The sequence below is a fragment of the Actinomadura craniellae genome, from assembly GCF_003289645.1.
Classification (GTDB): domain Bacteria; phylum Actinomycetota; class Actinomycetes; order Streptosporangiales; family Streptosporangiaceae; genus Actinomadura_D; species Actinomadura_D craniellae.
The window spans coordinates 367,927-383,777 of record NZ_QLYX01000003.1 but is presented as its reverse complement, the minus strand read 5'-3'; the positions used below and the strand labels follow the sequence as shown (position 1 = coordinate 383,777).

Sequence of the window (15,851 nt, the reverse complement as noted above, 5' to 3'; positions counted from 1 at the left end):
GGCAATCCGTCCCAGGGTACGTGATCCGGGCCTGTCGCCCGGTGGTTCCGCGGGCTCGACCGGTCGGCGACCGGTCCCGGGCGGATGAGTGGGACGATTACTGTCACATGGGCTGTCACGTGTGCTCTCACGTGCCCGCGAGAAGGAGTTGCACCATGTCCGCGTCCAAAAAGACGCCGCTGCACGACGTGCACGTCGAGCTCGACGCCACCCTCGTCGACTTCGCGGGCTACGCCATGCCCCTGCGGTACGCCGGGGAGACCGTCGAGCACCGGGCGGTGCGCACCTCCGCGGGGCTGTTCGACCTCTCGCACATGGGCGAGATCTTCCTGTCCGGCCCGCAGGCCGGCGCGGCCCTCGACCATGCCCTGGTCGGCGAGATCTCGGCGCTGGCGGTGGGCCGGGCGCGTTACACGATGATCTGCAACCCGGCGGGCGGGGTGCTCGACGACCTGATCGTCTACCGGCTCGCGGATGAGACGTTCATGGTCGTCGCCAATGCCGCCAACGCCGCGACGGTGCTGGCCGAGTTGCTCGACCGCGCCGCCGGGTTCGACACGGTCGTCACCGACCGGTCCGCCGAGTACGCGCTGATCGCGCTGCAGGGCCCCCGGGCGCAGGAGATCCTGGCGGGGTTCACCGACGCGCCGCTCGCCGACCTGCGGTACTACGCGATCATGGACGGTGTGGTGGCGGGCGCCGACGCGCTGCTCGCCCGGACCGGCTACACCGGCGAGGACGGGTTCGAGCTGTTCGTCTCGGCCGGGGACGCGGTACCGCTGTGGCGGGCGCTGGCCGGGGTCGAGGGGGTCACCCCGGCGGGGCTGTCGGCGCGCGACACGCTCCGGCTGGAGGCGGGCATGCCGCTGTACGGAAACGAGCTCACCACCGAGACGACGCCGTACGAGGCGGGTCTGGGCCGGGTGGTGAAGCTCGGCAAGCCCGGCGACTTCGTGGGCAAGGAGGCGTTGACGGCGCTGTCGCGGACACCGCCCGGCCGTACCCTCGTGGGGCTGGTGGCGCGGGGGCGCCGGGCCCCGCGCCAGGGGTACGCGGTGGTCACGTCCGACGGCACGCCGTGCGGCGCCGTGACGAGCGGCGCGCCGTCGCCGACACTGGGCACGCCCATCGCCATGGCCTACCTGGACGCCGGGCACTCCGGCGAACTGGCCGTGGACGTACGGGGTAGGCAGGAGCCTGTCGACGTGGTGGCCCTGCCTTTCTACAAGAGGAGTTAACGTGAGCGTTCCCGAGCAGCTTCAGTACAGCGAAGAGCACGAGTGGGTGGCGGGCCTGGCGGACGGGGCCGGAGACGTCGTCACCGTGGGCATCACGGCGCATGCCGCGGACGCCCTGGGTGAGATCGTCTACCTGGAGTTGAACAAGGGCGAGGGCGAGCGGGTCGAGGCGGGCGAGCCCTGTGGCGAGATCGAGTCGACCAAGTCGGTCAGCGACCTGTTCTCGCCGGTGAGCGGTGAGATCACCGCGATCAACCCCGCCGCGATCGAGCAGCCCAAGGTGATCAACGACGACCCGTACGGCGAGGGCTGGATCTTCAAGGTCCGGGTCGAGGGAGAGCCCGGCGACCTGCTGGACGCCGAGGCCTACACCCGGCTCACCGACGAGTCGGCCTGAACCGAGCGATCCCGAAGGAGCACGAGCGATGACACTGTACGACTCACTCGCCGCGGTCGATCCCGAGGTGGCGGCGGCCGTCGACGCCGAGGTGCGCCGGCAGCAGTCCACGCTGGAGATGATCGCGTCGGAGAACTTCGCCCCGGTGGCGGTGCTGGAGGCGCAGGGCTCGGTCCTGACCAACAAGTACGCCGAGGGTTACCCCGGCCGGCGCTACTACGGCGGTTGCGAGTACGTCGACGTGACCGAGAGCCTGGCCATCGAGCGGGCCAAGGCGCTGTTCGGCGCCGAGCACGCCAATGTCCAGCCGCACTCGGGGGCGCAGGCCAACACGGCGGTCTACTTCGCGCTGCTCCAGCACGGCGACACGATCCTGGGCCTGGACCTGGCACACGGCGGGCACCTGACCCACGGGATGCGGCTCAACTACTCCGGCAAGACGCTGAACGTGGTGCCGTACCACGTGCGTCCCGGTGACGGCCTGGTCGACATGGACGAGGTCGCGGCGCTGGCGGCGGAGCACCGGCCCAAGATGATCATCGCGGGCTGGTCGGCCTACCCGCGGCAGCTCGACTTCGCGGCGTTCCGCGAGATCGCCGACTCGGTGGGCGCGCTGCTGATGGTCGACATGGCGCACTTCGCCGGTCTGGTGGCGGCGGGGCTGCACCCCTCCCCGGTGCCGCACGCCGACATCGTCACCACCACCACGCACAAGACGCTGGGCGGTCCGCGCGGTGGGCTGATCCTGTGCCGCGAGGAGTACGCCAAGAAGATCAACTCGGCGGTCTTCCCCGGCATGCAGGGCGGGCCGCTGGAGCACGTGATCGCGGCCAAGGCGGTGGCGCTGAAGGTCGCCGCGTCCGAGGAGTTCAAGGACCGGCAGGTCCGGACGCTGGAGGGTGCCCGGCTGATCGCCGAGCGGCTGCTGGCGGAGGACTCCGCCAAGGCCGGGGTGAAGGTGCTGACCGGCGGCACGGACGTCCACCTGGTGCTGGTCGACCTGGTCGACTCCGAGATCACCGGCCGGGACGCCGAGGACCGGCTGCACGAGATCGGCATCACGGTCAACCGGAACGCGGTGCCCAACGACCCGCGCCCGCCGATGGTGACCTCCGGGCTGCGGATCGGCACCCCCGCGCTGGCCACCCGGGGCTTCGGGGCCGACGACTTCGCCGAGGTCGCGGACATCATCGCGCTGGCGTTGCAGCCGTCCTACGACGGCGCCGCGCTGGCCGCCCGGGTGCGCGCGCTGGCCGACAAGCACCCGCTCTACCCGGGGCTGTGAACCGCTGGGACCCGGTGGCGGTCGCCCCGCCACCGGGTCCGCGTCAGTCGACGAAGTGCACCCGGACGGTGGCGGGCGGCACCGCCGGTTCCAGCGCGGTGCGCAGCCGCGGCAGCGCCTCCCGCTCGATGTGCCGGCGCAGCTCCGCGAGGTCGGCGCGGTCGGCATAGCCGACGGAGATCAGCAGCCGGGGGCGGTCCGGGTCGCCCCGGACCCGGACCCGGGCCCACCGCACGCCCGGCAGCGCCGCGACGTCGGACTCCAGCGCGGTGGCCGCGGCCCGGGTGAGAACCCGGGTGGCGCCGCCCTCGTCCGGCAGGGGGAGCGTGAGGCGGGCCGGCCGGTCGGCGTCGCCCTGGAGGATCAGCCAGCGCAGCCCGGTGAGCGCGACCGCGGCGACCAGCGTGGCGACCAGCGGCCAGAACCAGGCGTGTTCGGCGGCGAACCGGCGCATCTCGTCGGTGAGCAGCGGGGCGGCTGCCCGGTCCCGGCCCCAGCCGCCCAGCGCCCGGCCCAGCCCGGCCAGCCCCACCGCCAGCAGCAGCACGCCGGTGACGGTGAGCCCCCGCCGGGGGTCGCCGGGACGCCGCGGGGCGGGCACGGTCAGCCGTCCAGCGGGCGGGACCGGATCACGGGCTCGATCGGCCGCACCCCCAGTTCGCCGAGCCGGACCCGGACGGCGTCCTCCACCCGGCGGCCCAGGTCGTCCTCGGCGCGGGCGGGGCCGACGGGGACACGCCGCTCGCCGGCCACGTCGATCGTCACCCGGTCGCCGTGCAGCCTGACCCGGCGGACCCGCGCCACCCCGTCGACGTCCTCGGCCGCGGCGGCCAGCGTCCGGCACAGCCCGCCCCGGGTCACCCCGAACACCGGGTCCCGGCCGTCCGCGCGCAGCGGGAGCAGGCGGGGCCGGCCCGGCAGCACGCCCAGCAGCAGGGAACCCAGGCCCAGCAGGGAGACGACGGCGGTCGTCGCGATGACCGCAGGGTCGTTCCACCGCGTCCCCGCCGCCCAGGCCGCCAGGCGGTCGTAGCGGACCAGGTACCAGGGCCGGCCCGCCAGCGCGGTGACCACTTCGAGGGCGACGACCGCCCCGGCGACGGTCAGGGCCGTGGCCGCCAGCGCGGCCGGCGTGGTCCGCGCCGGCGGGAACGTCCGCCGCGCGGCCCGCACGGCGAGCGTCCGCCCCCGGACGGTCACCGGTCCGGCTCCAACTCGGTGACCTCGATGTCCACCTGATGGACGGGCAGGCCGGTCATCTGCCGGACCCGGGTGGCGATCTCCTGGCGCATCCGGTCGGCGGCCGGGCCGATCGGCACCGGGTACGGCATCGCCACCGCCACCCAGGCCAGGACGCCGCCCCGCTCGACGGTGGCCATGGCGGCGGACCCGCCGGTGGCGTGGGCAGCGATCCGGGCGATGGCCCGGTCGGTGACCGTGGTGGTGCCGCGCACCGTGGTCACGGCGACTTCCGGCGGGTCACGACCGTGCCGAGCAGTTCGCCCAGGTCCAGTTCCCCCGTCAGGGCCCGGCCGGCCAGCAGGCCGACCACGCCGAGCAGCAGCACGAGGACGAACGCCTGGAACCCCCCGAACGCGCCCGCGAAGCCCAGCGCGCTGCCGAAGCTCAACCCGGCCAGCGAAAAGATCGTGTTCTCGGCCATCCGGCCCTCCCCTCGGCGGGCGTCGCCCCCGGCGGCCCGGCCGTTCCCGGTTCTCTCATCGGCGTCAGGGCGGTGTCGTCGGGCAGGTACACGTCGTCGACCACCACGTTCACCTCGACCACTTCCAGGCCGCACATCTGCTCGACCTCGGCGGCCACGTTGCGGCGGACCGCGGCGGCCAGATCGGGGATCGAGACCCCGTAGTCGACGACGAGGTCGAGGTCGATGGCGGCCCGGCGCTCGCCGGGACCTGTGGCCGGGCCGGACAGCGTCACCCGGGGCAGCCGCTCGCCGCCCGCACCGAGGCGGGCCGAGCCCGGGCCCAGCCCGTGGACGCCGCCGACCTCGCGCGCCGCCAGACTCGCGATCTTCGCCACGACCGAGTCGACGACGCTCGTCCGCCCGCCCCCGGCGGGATCGCCTTCCGGCCGACCGCGCTGCATCACGCTTCCTCCGACTCCCCGGCGTCCGAGACAGCGCATACATACCCGATCACTGGGTGTTATCCCAGCTCAGGCGAGTCAGGACTGGCGGAACACCACGGTCTTGTCACCGTTGAGCAGCACCCGGTGCTCGGCGTGCCAGCGCACCGCGCGGGCCAGCGCCAGGCACTCCATGTCCCGGCCGACCGCCATCAGGTCGGCCGGGCTGTGGGCGTGGTCGACCCGGGCGACCTCCTGCTCGATGATCGGCCCCTCGTCGAGCGCGGCGGTGACGTAGTGCGCGGTGGCGCCGATCAGCTTGACCCCGCGGGCGTGCGCCTGGTGGTACGGCCGGGCGCCCTTGAAGCTCGGCAGGAAGGAGTGGTGGATGTTGATGATGCGGCCCGGCAGCTTGGCGCACAGGTCGTCGGAGAGCACCTGCATGTAGCGGGCGAGCACCACCAGGTCGGCCTGGTAGTGCTGGACCAGGGTCAGCACCTCGGCCTCCTGGGCGGCCTTGCCGCCCGGCCCGATCGGCAGGTGGTGGTAGTCGACGCCGTAGGACTGGGTGAGCGGGCGCAGGTCCGGGTGGTTGGAGACCACCGCGACGACGTCGATGTCGAGCAGGCCGGAGCGCTGCCGGTAGAGCAGGTCGTTCAGGCAGTGCCCGCCCTTGGAGACCATGATCAGCACTCGGGCCCGGGCGGACGCGTCGTCCAGCCGCCAGTCGAGCGCGAACTCGGGGGCCAGTGCGGCAAAGTCGGCCCGCAGGACGTCTGCCAGGTCGCCGTCCGGGATGGTGAACCGCACCCGCATGAAGAACCGGCCGGTGTCCGGGTCGCCGTACTGCTGGCTCTCCAGGATGTTGCAGCCGCGCGCCGCGAGCGCTCCGGAAACGGCCGCCACGATGCCGGGACGGTCGGGGCACGACAGGGTCAGGATGTGGTTCACGGATCGGTTCTCCCAGCGTACGGCGGGTGTGCCAACTCTACGCCGGTCGGCCTGCCGGGTTGCGCGCCCTGGGGGAACTGAACGGAGTGTTCATACATAACGACGCAAAAATAAGTCCGACCTGTCAACGATCGTGCCTGTTGTCCGACTCCGGCAGGACGGTAGACCACTCGGCATGCGCATTTCGGTCCTGTCCCTGTCGCTGTTCTCCCTGTTGTTCTTCCTGTTGCCTTCTCTGCTCGTTCCCGGACCCGCCGCCGCCGAGACCCTGCCGCCGGGCACGCACACCCGCAAGGTGACGACGCCCGACGGACTCGTCCGCGACTACCTGCTGCACGTCCCGCCGGGCCGGGCCCGGCCCCGGCCCCTGGTGATCGCCATGCACGGCGGGGGCAGCAACATGAGCGGGTTGCGCGAACTGGCCGGGCTGGACGAACTCGCCGACCGCGACGGCGTCCTGGTCGCCTACCCCAACGGGGTGCTGCGCACCTGGAACGCGGGCGGCTGCTGCGTGTTCGCCCGCGCGCTCGGCATCGACGACGTGACCTTCCTCGACATGCTGATCGACTCGCTGGTGCGGGCCGGGCTGGCCGACCCGCACCGAATCCACCTCACCGGGTTCTCCAACGGCGGCGGCATGGCCTACCGGTACGCCTGCGAGCGCCCGGGCCGGGTGGCCTCGGTGGGGGTGGTCTCCGGCGCGCTAGGCACCCCGTGCAAGCCCGAGCGCCGGGTCCCGGTGATCACCTTCCACGGCACCTGGGACATCCTCGTGCCCTACGGCGGGGGCGGGAACATGGACCTGGGCAGCGACACCCCGTTCGCCCCGGTGGAGGAGACGATCGACTTCTGGCGCCGGATCAACCGGCAGCCCCCGTTCGGCCCGCCGGTGCTGGACGAGGCGTGGACGCAGTGCCGCACCACCGGCCCCCGGCATGTGGCCGAGGTGATGTTCTGCAAGATCACCGGAGGCGGGCACGAGTGGCACCGCGGCGGGGGCCTCATCGGAGTCGACCTGACCCCGGTGCTGTGGGACTTCTTCGCGCGGCACCGGCGCGGGTTCCCCGCCCCGCCGTCGCCGTCGCCGTCACAGGGAAGTCAGTGACCGCTTCTATACGGCGTTCACTACTCACCCGAACCGGCCGGAGGATAGATCAACTAGCATGCGAATCGCCGTCCTGTGCTCCGCCGTGCTCGCACTCGTGCTCGCCCTCCTCCCGGCCGGGCCCACCCCCGAGGCGGCCGCCGGAGCCGTCCGCCCGGGAACGTACAAGCGCACGATGAAGACGCCCGGCGAGTGGGACCGCCAGTTCCTGCTGCGGGTGCCGCCCCGGACCGCCGGCCGCCGGCCGCTGGTCATCGCCCTGCACGGCGGGCTGAACGACATGCACATCATGCGCGACATGACGGGGCTGGACGCGGTCGCCGACCGGGAGGGCTTCCTGGTCGCCTATCCCGACGGGATCCTGAGCACCTGGAACGCGGGCGGCTGCTGCGTGTTCGCCCGCGCGCTCGGCATCGACGACGTGACCTTCCTCGACCGGCTGATCGACTCGCTGGTGCGCTTGGGGCTGGCCGATCCCCGCCGCGTGTACCTCACCGGGTTCTCCAACGGCGGCGGCATGGCCTACCGGTACGCCTGCGAGCGCCCGGACCGGGTGGCCGCCGTCGGGGTGGTCGCCGGCGCGCTGGCCACCTCCTGCAACCCCAGCCGAGGCACCTCGGTAATCACCTTCCACGGCACCGAGGACGGCTCCGTGCCGTTCGAGGGCGGCGGGATGATGGACTGGAACAACTGGCGGCCGTTCCCGTCGACGATGTCGGTGATCGACCGCTGGCGGCAGCTCAACCAGGTCGGCCCGCTGAGCCGGCTGGTGCTGAACCGGTCCTCGACGGAGTGCCGGGCCACCGAACGCGGCCCGCTGCGCACCGAGGTCCGGTTCTGCAAGGTCATCGACGGTATCCACCAGTGGCCGCGCGGAACCGGCAAGGGCGTCGATGCCAGCGCCACGATCTGGGACTTCTTCGAGCAGGAGCGCCTAGGCGCGGCCTGATGCGGGGGCGCTCCCGTTTACCGGGGCGTGGGCCGGTTAGATCGGTGCCCATGAGAAGGATCCTCCCCTTGTCGAGAAGGACCCTCCCCCCGTTCCTGGCCGTGCTGCTCGCCCTGGCCGGATGCGAACCCGTGGACGGCGAGCAGCCGGGCGAGGACGGCCGGCCGACCGCCGTGCGGGGGCTGCCGACCGCGGCGGGCACGCACCGGCTGAAGCTGGACGTCAAGGGCCCCGGCCATCGCGAGTACCTGCTGCACGTGCCGCCCAGGCTGGCCCGGGGGCGGTTCCGGAACGGCCGGCCCGCCCGGCCGCTGCCGCTGGTGCTGGCGATGCACGGCGGCGCGAGCACCATGGACCGGATGCGCAGGCTGACGGGCTTCGACGGGCCGGCCGACGAGCACGGGTTCCTCGTCGCCTACCCCGACGGCTTCATGCTGTCGTGGAACGCGGGCGACTGCTGCGGTCCGGCCAAGGTGGGGAACGTCGATGACGTCGGCTTCCTCACCAAGCTGGCCGACACGCTGGTCGACGCGGGCTTCGCCGACCCCGACCGGATCTACGCCACCGGCTTCTCCAACGGTGCGGGCATGGCGTACCGGCTGGCCTGCGAGGGGCCGGGCCGGTTCGCCGCGATCGGGGTGGTCTCGGCGGCCCTGGTGATGAAGCGCTGCGAGCCGTCCCGCCCGGTGCCGGTGCTGGTCTACCACGGCACGGCCGACCGCAGCGTGCCCTACGACGGCGGCGGGCGGCGGGACATCAACGACGAGCGGCCGTTCCCTCCGGTGCAGTACTCGATCGATTTCTGGCGGCGGGCCAACGGGCTGCCGGCGCTGCGGCGGACCACCCTGAACCGGTCGTCCACGCTCTGCCGGACCACCGGCCGGGGCCGTGGCGGGGCCGAGGTGGAACTGTGCCGGGTGGCGGGCGGCGGGCATCGCTGGCCGGGCACCGCCACGGAACGGCTGTGGGACTTCTTCGCCGCTCATCCGCGGAGCTGAGCAAAATATGTGAGCACTATTCATCTTTTTCCGGATGGTGTGACACGCTGAGCAGCATGGACCTCCGGGCGCGCTACGACCTCGCCACCGCCGGGCTCGACGCGCCCTTCGCCGCCGTCGACATGGACGCCTTCCACGCCAACGCCGCCGACCTGACCCGCCGGGCGGGCGGCAAGCCGATCCGGGTGGCGAGCAAGTCGGTGCGCTGCCGCCCGCTGCTCGAACGGGTCCTGGCCCTCGACGGCTTCGCCGGGATCATGGCCTTCACCCTGCCCGAGGCGCTCTGGCTGGCCGGGCACCGGCTGAGCGACGACATCCTCGTCGCGTACCCGACCGCCGACCGGGCGGCCCTCGCCGCGCTCGCCGCCGACGAGCACGCGGCCGCCACCGTGACGCTGATGGTCGACTCAGCCGACCACCTCGACCTGATCGAGGAGTGCGCGGGCGGCCGGGAGATCCGGGTCTGCATCGACATCGACGCCGGCTACCGGCCGCTCGGTGGCCGGGTCCGGATCGGCGCCCGCCGCTCCCCGCTGCACACCCCCGAACAGGTCGCCGCGCTGGCCGAGCAGATCGCCAAGCGGCCGGGCCTGCGCCTGGTCGGCCTGATGGCCTACGAGTCGCAGATCGCCGGGGTCGGCGACCGGCCCCCCGGCCGGCCCGGGCGGGCCCGGGCGATCCGCGCCATGCAAGCCCGCTCCCGGCTGGAACTGGCCCGGCGCCGGGCCGCCATCGTGCGCGCGGTACGCCGGATCGCCGAACTGGAGTTCGTCAACGGCGGCGGCACCGGCAGCGTGGAGAAGACCGCCGCCGAGCGCGCCGTCACCGAGGTCGCCGCCGGATCCGGGCTGTACCAGCCGCACCTGTTCGACCACTACTCCAACTTCACCGGCCGGCCCGCCGCGCTGTTCGCGCTGCCGGTGGTCCGGCGGCCCGGCCCCAAGGTGGTCACCTGCCTGGGCGGCGGCTACCTGGCGTCCGGCCCGGGCGACACCATGCGGCTACCCCGGCCGTACCTGCCCGCCGGGCTCTCCTACGACGGTGAGGAGGGCGCCGGTGAGGTACAGACGCCCCTGCTCGGCGACGCCGCCGACCTGCTGGGCCTGGGCGACCGGGTGTGGTTCCGGCACACCAAGGCCGGTGAGCTGTGCGAACGGTTCGACGCCCTGCACCTGATCGAGGGCGACCAGGTGACCGGGACCGTCCCCACCTACCGGGGCGAAGGACACGCCTTCCTCTGACCTCCGGTAGGTAGGTTGGGCCGCATGAGCGATGTTCCGATCATCAGTGTGCGGGGTGAAGCCGTCATCGAAGTCGAGCCGGAGATCGCTCGGCTGGCGGTGTACGTCCAGTCCAAGGACGACGACCGGCGGGCCGCGCTGGACCGGCTGACCGAACACAACCGGCGCTGTCTCGACCTGATCGAGTCCTACGGCGAGGCGGTCGAACGGGTGGAGACCGGCGGCCTGTCGATCACTCCGGTGCTGCGTTACGGACGGCGCGAGGGTGAGATCAGGCACTACCAGGGCACCGTCCTGATCAAGGTCGTGGTCACCGACTTCACCGCGCTGGGCGAGTTGGTCGCCCGGCTCGGCGACCTGGAACGCACCGAGGTCCACGGCCCGTTCTGGGAGCTGCGGCCGGACAGCGAGGTCTACCGGCAGGCCGCCGGGCAAGCCGCCGAGCGGGCGGTCGAGCGGGCACGCGGCTACGCGGCGGCGCTGGGCTGCCGGATCACCGGGCTGGTCGAGCTCTCCGACGAGGGGCTGGGCAGCCGGGGCACGGTCGACATGGACGGCGCGGTGCCGATGGCGGCCTTCGCCGTCGGCGGAGTGGGCCAGGGCGAGCCCGAAGCCATCGACCTGGCGCCCGCGACGCAGACCGTGCGGGTCTCCGTGGAGGCGCGCTTCACCGCCACCGCACCCGAGCTGGGCTGAAGGCGCACACTGTCATGACCCGCCGGTAGTGTCTGCGGCGCTGAGCCGCATCGGGGAGGCACGATGAGTTATCGGCCGCCTCCGGGAACCGTCCCGGAGCCACAGCTGAACGACCCCTGCGCCGAGCGCGAGCTGGTCGCCGACCGACTGCCCGATCTGGACACGGAACTCGACGTCTTCCTGTCCGGCCGGGTCTTCATGGACATGATCTTCACCGGCCTGCCCGGCCTGCCACCGCCCGGCACCGAACTGGTCACCGACGGGCTGGGGTCGGCCCCCGGCGGCATCGCCAACATCGCGGTGGCGATGAGCCGGCTCGGCCTGCACGTGGGGCTGGCCGCCGCCTTCGGCGACGACATGTTCGGCTCCTACCTGTGGCGCACCCTGGCCGAGCAGGAGGGCGTGGACCTGCGCTGGGCGCGGCGGATGCCCGGCTGGCCGACACCCGTCACCGTCTCACTGGGCTACGCCGCCGACCGCAGCATGGTCACCTACAGCCGGCCGCCCGCCACCCCGCCCGAGGAACTGGTCACCGCCCCGCCCCGGGCCGCCGTCTGCTTCGTCGACCTCGCCCACCCCGTCCCCGACTGGGCGGCACGGATGCGCGCGGCCGGCTCGCTGGTCTTCGCCGACCTGGGCTGGGACCACACCGAGACCTGGTGCGCCTCCGTGCTCGACCGGCTGGAACACGTCGACGTGTTCCTGCCCAACGCGGTCGAGGCGATGGCCTACACCCGCACCGACTCGCCCGAACGGGCGCTCGACGCGCTGGCCGAACGGCTACCGGTGGTGGCGGTCAAGCTGGGCGCGGCCGGCGCGATCGCGCTCGACTCGGCCACCGGCGAGCGGGCCGCCGCACCGGCGCTGCCGGTCCAGGCACTGGACCCCACCGGGGCGGGCGACGTGTTCGCCGCGGGGTTCGTCTTCGGCACGCTGGCCGGCTGGCCGCTGGACCGGCGGCTGCGCTTCGCCAACCTGTGCGCCGGGCTGTCGGTGCGCCACTACAGCGGCTCGCTGGGCGCCCCCTGCTGGGGCGAGATCGCGGCGTTCGGCGAGGGCGGCGAGGTGCCCGTCGAGGTGCTGGCCGAGTACGACTTCGTGGTGCCCTACATCCCGGAGACCGAGCTGGAGCGCGGCGCCGACTCCGTCGCCCGCGCCCAGCCGACGCTGCGCGAGACCCTCACCTGAACGACCCGGAGAGAACCGACCATGAGCACACCGAAGATCGCCGTCATCGGGGCGGGCAGCGGCTACATGCCCGGGGTGATCCGCGGGCTGCTGCACCGGGCCGGCGACCTGGCCGGGGCCGAACTGGCGCTGTACGACATCGACGCCGACCACCTGGCGCTGATGACCCGGCTGGCGACCGCCATGTTCGCCGCCCGGGGCGCCGACCTCACGGTGGTGGCGCACACCGAGCTCAAGCCCGCGCTCGACGGCGCCGGATACGTGTTCACCACCTTCCGGCCGGGCGGCATGCACGCCCGGCACCTGGACGAGTCGATCCCGCTGCGGCACGGGGTGGTGGGGCAGGAGACGGCCGGGCCGGGCGGGTTCCTGATGGCCTGCCGGTCGGTGCCGGTGCTGCTGGAGATCGCCCGTGCGGCCGACCCCGAGGCGTGGATCGTCAACTACACCAACCCCACCAGCATCGTGACCGACGCCGTGGTCCGGCACGGCGGCGGCGCCCGGATCATCGGCCTGTGCGACCAGCACGTGGGCGACACCGAGATGTGGGCCGAGTTGCTCGGCCTGCCCGCCGCCGGGCTGGAGGCCGACTGGATCGGCCTCAACCACGTCACCTGGGCCGAGCGGCTGCGGCTGCACGGGCGCGAGCTGGACCTGCCGGCGCTGCTGGCCGACCTGGAGATCCCCGCGGGCGGGGCGACCCCCTGGCGCGACCCCGTCCTGATGGCCGAACTGGCCAAGGCGCTGGGCCTGCTGCCCAACTCGTACGCCAAGTACTACTTCTTCCACGACGAGGTCGTGGCGGAGCTGCGGGCCAAGGGCACCACCCGGGCGCAGGACATCATGGCCACGCTGCCCGGCTACTACGCGGGTGTGGCCGCCGAGGCCCGGCGGGCCGACCCCGACCCCAGCCGGGAGCGGGGCGGCGGCGAGCACGGCGAGTTCGCGGTCGACGTGATCTGCGCCCTGCACCGGGACGAGAACCGCCGCGTCATCGTCAACACCCCCAACCGGGGCGCGATCTCGTCCTTGGAGCCGGACGCCGTGGTCGAGGTCCCCGCGCTGGTGGGCGCCGCGGGCCCCATCCCGCTGGTGATGGGCCCGCTCCCCCGGGTCGTGCGCGGCCTCACCCAGGCCGTCCACGAGTACGAGCGGCTGGCCGCGGACGCCGCGGTCACCGGCGACCGGTGGACTGCGCTGCAGGCCCTGATGGCGCACCCCTTCGTCCGCAGCAAGCACACCGCCGAGAAGATCCTCGACGAGGGCCTGGCCGCCCACCGCGCCCACCTGCCCCAGTTCGCAAGCTGAGCGGAGTTCAGTCGGGCAGCATGTCGGTCTGGCGGGCGACGGCCCGGCGGACGAGGGCCTCGACCGCCTCCGGATGCGCGGCGGCCTCGGTGTAGGGGACGTGGCGCAGGTAGCGGCCCGCACCACGCAGCAGGTCGGCGGGGTCGTCGAGCAGCACCCCCTTGTGGAAGACCAGGTTCACCACCCGGTCCGTGACGGCGACCGCGCACAGCCAGTGGTGCCAGTCGTCGCGCACGGTGAAGGTGAGCCGCCCCCACTTGATCGCCTCGGTCACCTCCCCGCCGGCGGCGTGCACCCGGGCGGCCAGGGCCTCCACCCGGGCACGCTGCTCGGGGCTCCACCGCTCCAGCCACTCTTCGATTTCCTGGGGTCGGCCGTCCATCATGCGTCTCTCCTCGATGTTCCGGCTCGTCCACCATGCTCGCACCGGGGTCCGACATCCGGGACGCTCCGCCACGTCGGTCACTCGGGATCCTGATGCAGAACTTTCACGCGGAACGCCCGCCGGCCGGACGCCACCACCCTGATCCGGACCACCGCCCCCAACTGGGCCTGGTGGTACCCGACCGGGTCAACCTCGTGGACCAGGGCGATGTCGGAGTGCCCGTCGTCGAGCGCGATGTAACGGAAGCGGCGATCGCTGTCCCCGTACTTCTCGTGGAACTCCCTGCGGTAGACGACCGCTCCCTCCAGCCAGAAGGCGTTCGCCCGGTCGAGCCACCACCGGACCACCCGCCAGAGCAGGAGGACGCACGCCGCCGGCAGCCACAGCAGCAGGAAGGCGGTCAGCAGGAGCAGCCCGTACACCGGGTCGTCCATGGCGACCTCGCCGCCGGTGAGGGGACCGTCCGCCAGTTCCACCGTCGCGAAGGCGGCCGCGCCCAGCACCGGCAGGCCACACGCGGCGAGGAGGAGGCCCCGGAACCGGCCCCGCCCGGGCTCCGGCCAGCGGAGCGTGACCCGCCGCCCGGGCTCACCGTAGTGGGCCTGGACCGGGTGGGAGAGGCCGTGCCCCGAGGGAACCAAAGTCACGGCCATCGACCGCCCGCCGCCGCTCCGGTGCGCTCGGCGCCCATCGTCCACCTCCGGCTCGCTCGGGCTCCTCTCCTTGAGACGCGCCCGGCCGCGACCGGTTCAATAATGGCCGGGTTGGGCCATCCGTTCCGGACGGCGACCGCGTTCCCCGACGCCGGAGCGCCGGACCCCGTCCGGGATCCGGCGCTCCAGAAGGCGAGCCGGCGGCCTGCCGTCACGTCTCGCTTCGTCCGCTACGCGGCCCGGCGGTGCCGCACCTCGCTACGCGGCTGATCGTCCCGCGCGGCCCCGCTCCGCTCGTTCCGGCGGCTCAGCGGTGGGAGCGGCGCCACAGCAGCAGGGCGGTGACGGTGACGGCCACCCCCACACCGACCGCCACGACGACCTTGCGGTCGGGGCCGGCGGCGGGCTCGTCCTCCCCGGCGGGCCGGCCGAGGCGGACCAGTTCCCCGACGGCCGAGGTGAACTGACCGGCCTCCGTCTTGACGCGGTCGACGCCGCGCCGGGCGGCGTTCTTGGGGTTGAGCCGGTCGGCGAGCTCGTCGATGGCGAGCGCCAGTTCCTCTCGGGTCCGCTCGATCTCCCGCTCCAGCGCCTCCGGGTCGTCAGCCATTGCCGTTGTCCTTATCGTCCGAGCATCAAAAGACGCATGATCGGTCAGTCTGTCAGGTGTTTCCCGGGAACGCCGCCCCCACCCGTCCCCGCGACGGCCGTGACGCCGGTACGGTGGGAGACCGACCACCTACCCGGAACGGAGAACCGGTGTCCGAACGGCTGCAGCCAGGCGATGTCGCCCCCGAGTTCGAGCTTCCCGACGCCGACGGCAAGCCGGTGTCCCTGGCCTCGCTGCGCGGCCGGCGCGTCATCCTCTACTTCTATCCTGCGGCCATGACCCCCGGGTGCACCAAGGAATCGGTCGATTTCCGCGACAGTCTGCCCGAGCTGGAGTCCGAGAACGTCACCGTGATCGGCATCTCCCCGGACGCTCCGGCCAAGCTGGCGAAGTTCCGCGACCGTGACGGGCTCACCTTCCCGCTGCTGTCCGACCCGGAGAAGACCGCCCTGCAGGCCTACGGCGCGTACGGCGAGAAGAAGCTGTACGGGAAGACCACGGTCGGCGTCATCCGCTCCACCTTCGTCATCGACGCCGAAGGGCTGGTCGAGAAGGCCTACTACAACGTGAAGGCCACGGGCCACGTCGCCCGCCTCCGCAAGGACCTCGGCGTCTGAGGAACGGCCGGCACGACCGGCGGGGCCGTAGTCCAACGGCAGGAGACGCATGACTTAGGATCATGACAGTGTGGGTTCGACTCCCACCGGCCCCACGACGAATGGACGGCTTTTCAGCCGTCCATTTCGCGTTTCCGGCCAGTCC

At 72.9% G+C, this 15,851-nt stretch carries 20 protein-coding genes and 1 tRNA gene; 12 read left to right on the top strand and 9 right to left on the bottom strand.

Features of this window, described 5'->3' with window-relative positions; all coding sequences use genetic code 11:
* Window positions 1-155: 155 nt before the first annotated feature.
* Genes gcvT through DPM19_RS08645 form a run of 3 tightly spaced genes read left to right on the top strand, consistent with a single transcriptional unit; the run spans window position 156 to window position 2,920 of the window.
* Window positions 156-1,238, top strand: coding sequence for a glycine cleavage system aminomethyltransferase GcvT (gene gcvT, locus DPM19_RS08655; RefSeq protein ID WP_111864529.1), 1,083 nt, complete (start codon window positions 156-158; stop codon window positions 1,236-1,238).
* A 1-nt stretch (window position 1,239) separates the two neighbouring features.
* Complete coding sequence (gcvH, locus tag DPM19_RS08650; protein WP_111864527.1) at window positions 1,240-1,635, top strand: glycine cleavage system protein GcvH; 396 nt, start codon at window positions 1,240-1,242, stop codon at window positions 1,633-1,635.
* 28 nt (window positions 1,636-1,663) lie between these two features.
* A complete protein-coding gene (locus DPM19_RS08645; protein ID WP_111864524.1) occupies window positions 1,664-2,920 on the top strand; it encodes a serine hydroxymethyltransferase in 1,257 nt (418 codons plus the stop codon).
* 43 nt (window positions 2,921-2,963) lie between these two features.
* On the opposite strand, the gene DPM19_RS08640 is transcribed toward DPM19_RS08645, so the two are convergent.
* From DPM19_RS08640 to purU, 6 genes are all read right to left on the bottom strand, one after another.
* Window positions 2,964-3,521, bottom strand: coding sequence for an Asp23/Gls24 family envelope stress response protein (locus DPM19_RS08640; protein WP_111864523.1), 558 nt, complete (start codon window positions 3,519-3,521; stop codon window positions 2,964-2,966).
* Between the two features lie 2 nt (window positions 3,522-3,523).
* Window positions 3,524-4,120 (bottom strand): DUF6286 domain-containing protein, encoded by a 597-nt coding sequence (locus DPM19_RS08635; protein WP_111864522.1) that lies wholly within the window; start codon window positions 4,118-4,120, stop codon window positions 3,524-3,526.
* Window positions 4,117-4,383 carry an Asp23/Gls24 family envelope stress response protein gene (locus DPM19_RS08630; protein WP_111864519.1) on the bottom strand — a complete coding sequence of 89 codons (267 nt, stop codon included), beginning with the start codon at window positions 4,381-4,383 and terminating at the stop codon, window positions 4,117-4,119. Before DPM19_RS08630 ends, DPM19_RS08635 begins: the two co-directional genes overlap by 4 nt.
* Window positions 4,380-4,583 carry a hypothetical protein gene (locus DPM19_RS08625; protein ID WP_407642495.1) on the bottom strand — a complete coding sequence of 68 codons (204 nt, stop codon included), beginning with the start codon at window positions 4,581-4,583 and terminating at the stop codon, window positions 4,380-4,382. The genes DPM19_RS08630 and DPM19_RS08625 overlap by 4 nt, the downstream gene beginning before the upstream one ends.
* On the bottom strand, window positions 4,547-5,026 hold the full coding sequence (locus tag DPM19_RS08620) for an Asp23/Gls24 family envelope stress response protein (protein ID WP_233509977.1): 480 nt from the start codon (window positions 5,024-5,026) through the stop codon (window positions 4,547-4,549). Before DPM19_RS08620 ends, DPM19_RS08625 begins: the two co-directional genes overlap by 37 nt.
* Window positions 5,027-5,104: 78 nt before the next feature.
* Window positions 5,105-5,956 carry a formyltetrahydrofolate deformylase gene (gene purU / locus DPM19_RS08615; RefSeq protein ID WP_111864515.1) on the bottom strand — a complete coding sequence of 284 codons (852 nt, stop codon included), beginning with the start codon at window positions 5,954-5,956 and terminating at the stop codon, window positions 5,105-5,107.
* 175 nt (window positions 5,957-6,131) lie between these two features.
* Between purU and DPM19_RS08610 the strand changes: the two genes are divergently transcribed.
* The 7 genes from DPM19_RS08610 to DPM19_RS08580 all read left to right on the top strand — a co-directional run bounded on the left by DPM19_RS08610 (window position 6,132) and on the right by DPM19_RS08580 (window position 13,441).
* Window positions 6,132-7,061, top strand: a complete 930-nt coding sequence (locus DPM19_RS08610) for an alpha/beta hydrolase family esterase (protein WP_111864513.1) — start codon at window positions 6,132-6,134, stop codon at window positions 7,059-7,061.
* A 58-nt stretch (window positions 7,062-7,119) separates the two neighbouring features.
* A complete protein-coding gene (locus tag DPM19_RS08605) occupies window positions 7,120-8,010 on the top strand; it encodes an alpha/beta hydrolase family esterase (protein ID WP_111864511.1) in 891 nt (296 codons plus the stop codon).
* Between the two features lie 68 nt (window positions 8,011-8,078).
* On the top strand, window positions 8,079-9,008 hold the full coding sequence (locus DPM19_RS08600) for an alpha/beta hydrolase family esterase (RefSeq protein ID WP_233509976.1): 930 nt from the start codon (window positions 8,079-8,081) through the stop codon (window positions 9,006-9,008).
* Window positions 9,009-9,064: 56 nt separating this feature from the next.
* Complete coding sequence (locus tag DPM19_RS08595) at window positions 9,065-10,249, top strand: amino acid deaminase/aldolase (RefSeq protein ID WP_199484930.1); 1,185 nt, start codon at window positions 9,065-9,067, stop codon at window positions 10,247-10,249.
* Window positions 10,250-10,273: 24 nt separating this feature from the next.
* A complete protein-coding gene (locus DPM19_RS08590; RefSeq protein WP_111864506.1) occupies window positions 10,274-10,945 on the top strand; it encodes an SIMPL domain-containing protein in 672 nt (223 codons plus the stop codon).
* A 63-nt stretch (window positions 10,946-11,008) separates the two neighbouring features.
* Window positions 11,009-12,133: a carbohydrate kinase family protein gene (locus DPM19_RS08585; protein ID WP_111864504.1), complete on the top strand. Its 1,125-nt coding sequence runs from the start codon at window positions 11,009-11,011 to the stop codon at window positions 12,131-12,133.
* A gap of 21 nt (window positions 12,134-12,154) precedes the next feature.
* Entirely contained in the window at window positions 12,155-13,441 is a 1,287-nt protein-coding gene (locus DPM19_RS08580; RefSeq protein ID WP_111864502.1) for a family 4 glycosyl hydrolase, read from the top strand.
* Window positions 13,442-13,448: 7 nt separating this feature from the next.
* Here DPM19_RS08580 and DPM19_RS08575 read toward each other — a convergent pair whose 3' ends face one another.
* From DPM19_RS08575 to DPM19_RS08565, 3 genes are all read right to left on the bottom strand, one after another.
* Window positions 13,449-13,826, bottom strand: a complete 378-nt coding sequence (locus tag DPM19_RS08575) for a DUF1801 domain-containing protein (protein WP_111864499.1) — start codon at window positions 13,824-13,826, stop codon at window positions 13,449-13,451.
* A 77-nt stretch (window positions 13,827-13,903) separates the two neighbouring features.
* Window positions 13,904-14,473: a hypothetical protein gene (locus DPM19_RS08570; protein WP_146778778.1), complete on the bottom strand. Its 570-nt coding sequence runs from the start codon at window positions 14,471-14,473 to the stop codon at window positions 13,904-13,906.
* Between the two features lie 313 nt (window positions 14,474-14,786).
* On the bottom strand, window positions 14,787-15,089 hold the full coding sequence (locus tag DPM19_RS08565) for a DUF3618 domain-containing protein (RefSeq protein WP_111864493.1): 303 nt from the start codon (window positions 15,087-15,089) through the stop codon (window positions 14,787-14,789).
* Window positions 15,090-15,238: 149 nt separating this feature from the next.
* Between DPM19_RS08565 and bcp the strand changes: the two genes are divergently transcribed.
* Both bcp and DPM19_RS08555 read left to right on the top strand, forming a co-directional pair.
* Window positions 15,239-15,706: a thioredoxin-dependent thiol peroxidase gene (bcp, locus tag DPM19_RS08560; RefSeq protein ID WP_111864491.1), complete on the top strand. Its 468-nt coding sequence runs from the start codon at window positions 15,239-15,241 to the stop codon at window positions 15,704-15,706.
* Window positions 15,707-15,727: 21 nt separating this feature from the next.
* A tRNA-Leu gene (locus DPM19_RS08555) sits at window positions 15,728-15,801 on the top strand.
* The last annotated feature ends 50 nt before the right edge of the window (window positions 15,802-15,851 follow it).

Bases quoted from the DNA above. Each gene is read 5' to 3' on its own strand.
- gcvT (WP_111864529.1), top strand. From the start codon at position 156: ATGTCCGCGTCCAAAAAGACGCCGCTGCACGACGTGCACGTCGAGCTC.
- DPM19_RS08645 (WP_111864524.1), top strand. From the start codon at position 1,664: ATGACACTGTACGACTCACTCGCCGCGGTCGATCCCGAGGTGGCGGCG.
- DPM19_RS08625 (WP_407642495.1), bottom strand. From the start codon at position 4,583: ATGGCCGAGAACACGATCTTTTCGCTGGCCGGGTTGAGCTTCGGCAGC.
- DPM19_RS08620 (WP_233509977.1), bottom strand. From the start codon at position 5,026: ATGCAGCGCGGTCGGCCGGAAGGCGATCCCGCCGGGGGCGGGCGGACG.
- DPM19_RS08610 (WP_111864513.1), top strand. From the start codon at position 6,132: ATGCGCATTTCGGTCCTGTCCCTGTCGCTGTTCTCCCTGTTGTTCTTC.
- DPM19_RS08605 (WP_111864511.1), top strand. From the start codon at position 7,120: ATGCGAATCGCCGTCCTGTGCTCCGCCGTGCTCGCACTCGTGCTCGCC.
- DPM19_RS08595 (WP_199484930.1), top strand. From the start codon at position 9,065: ATGGACCTCCGGGCGCGCTACGACCTCGCCACCGCCGGGCTCGACGCG.
- DPM19_RS08590 (WP_111864506.1), top strand. From the start codon at position 10,274: ATGAGCGATGTTCCGATCATCAGTGTGCGGGGTGAAGCCGTCATCGAA.
- DPM19_RS08585 (WP_111864504.1), top strand. From the start codon at position 11,009: ATGAGTTATCGGCCGCCTCCGGGAACCGTCCCGGAGCCACAGCTGAAC.
- DPM19_RS08580 (WP_111864502.1), top strand. From the start codon at position 12,155: ATGAGCACACCGAAGATCGCCGTCATCGGGGCGGGCAGCGGCTACATG.
- DPM19_RS08575 (WP_111864499.1), bottom strand. From the start codon at position 13,826: ATGATGGACGGCCGACCCCAGGAAATCGAAGAGTGGCTGGAGCGGTGG.
- DPM19_RS08565 (WP_111864493.1), bottom strand. From the start codon at position 15,089: ATGGCTGACGACCCGGAGGCGCTGGAGCGGGAGATCGAGCGGACCCGA.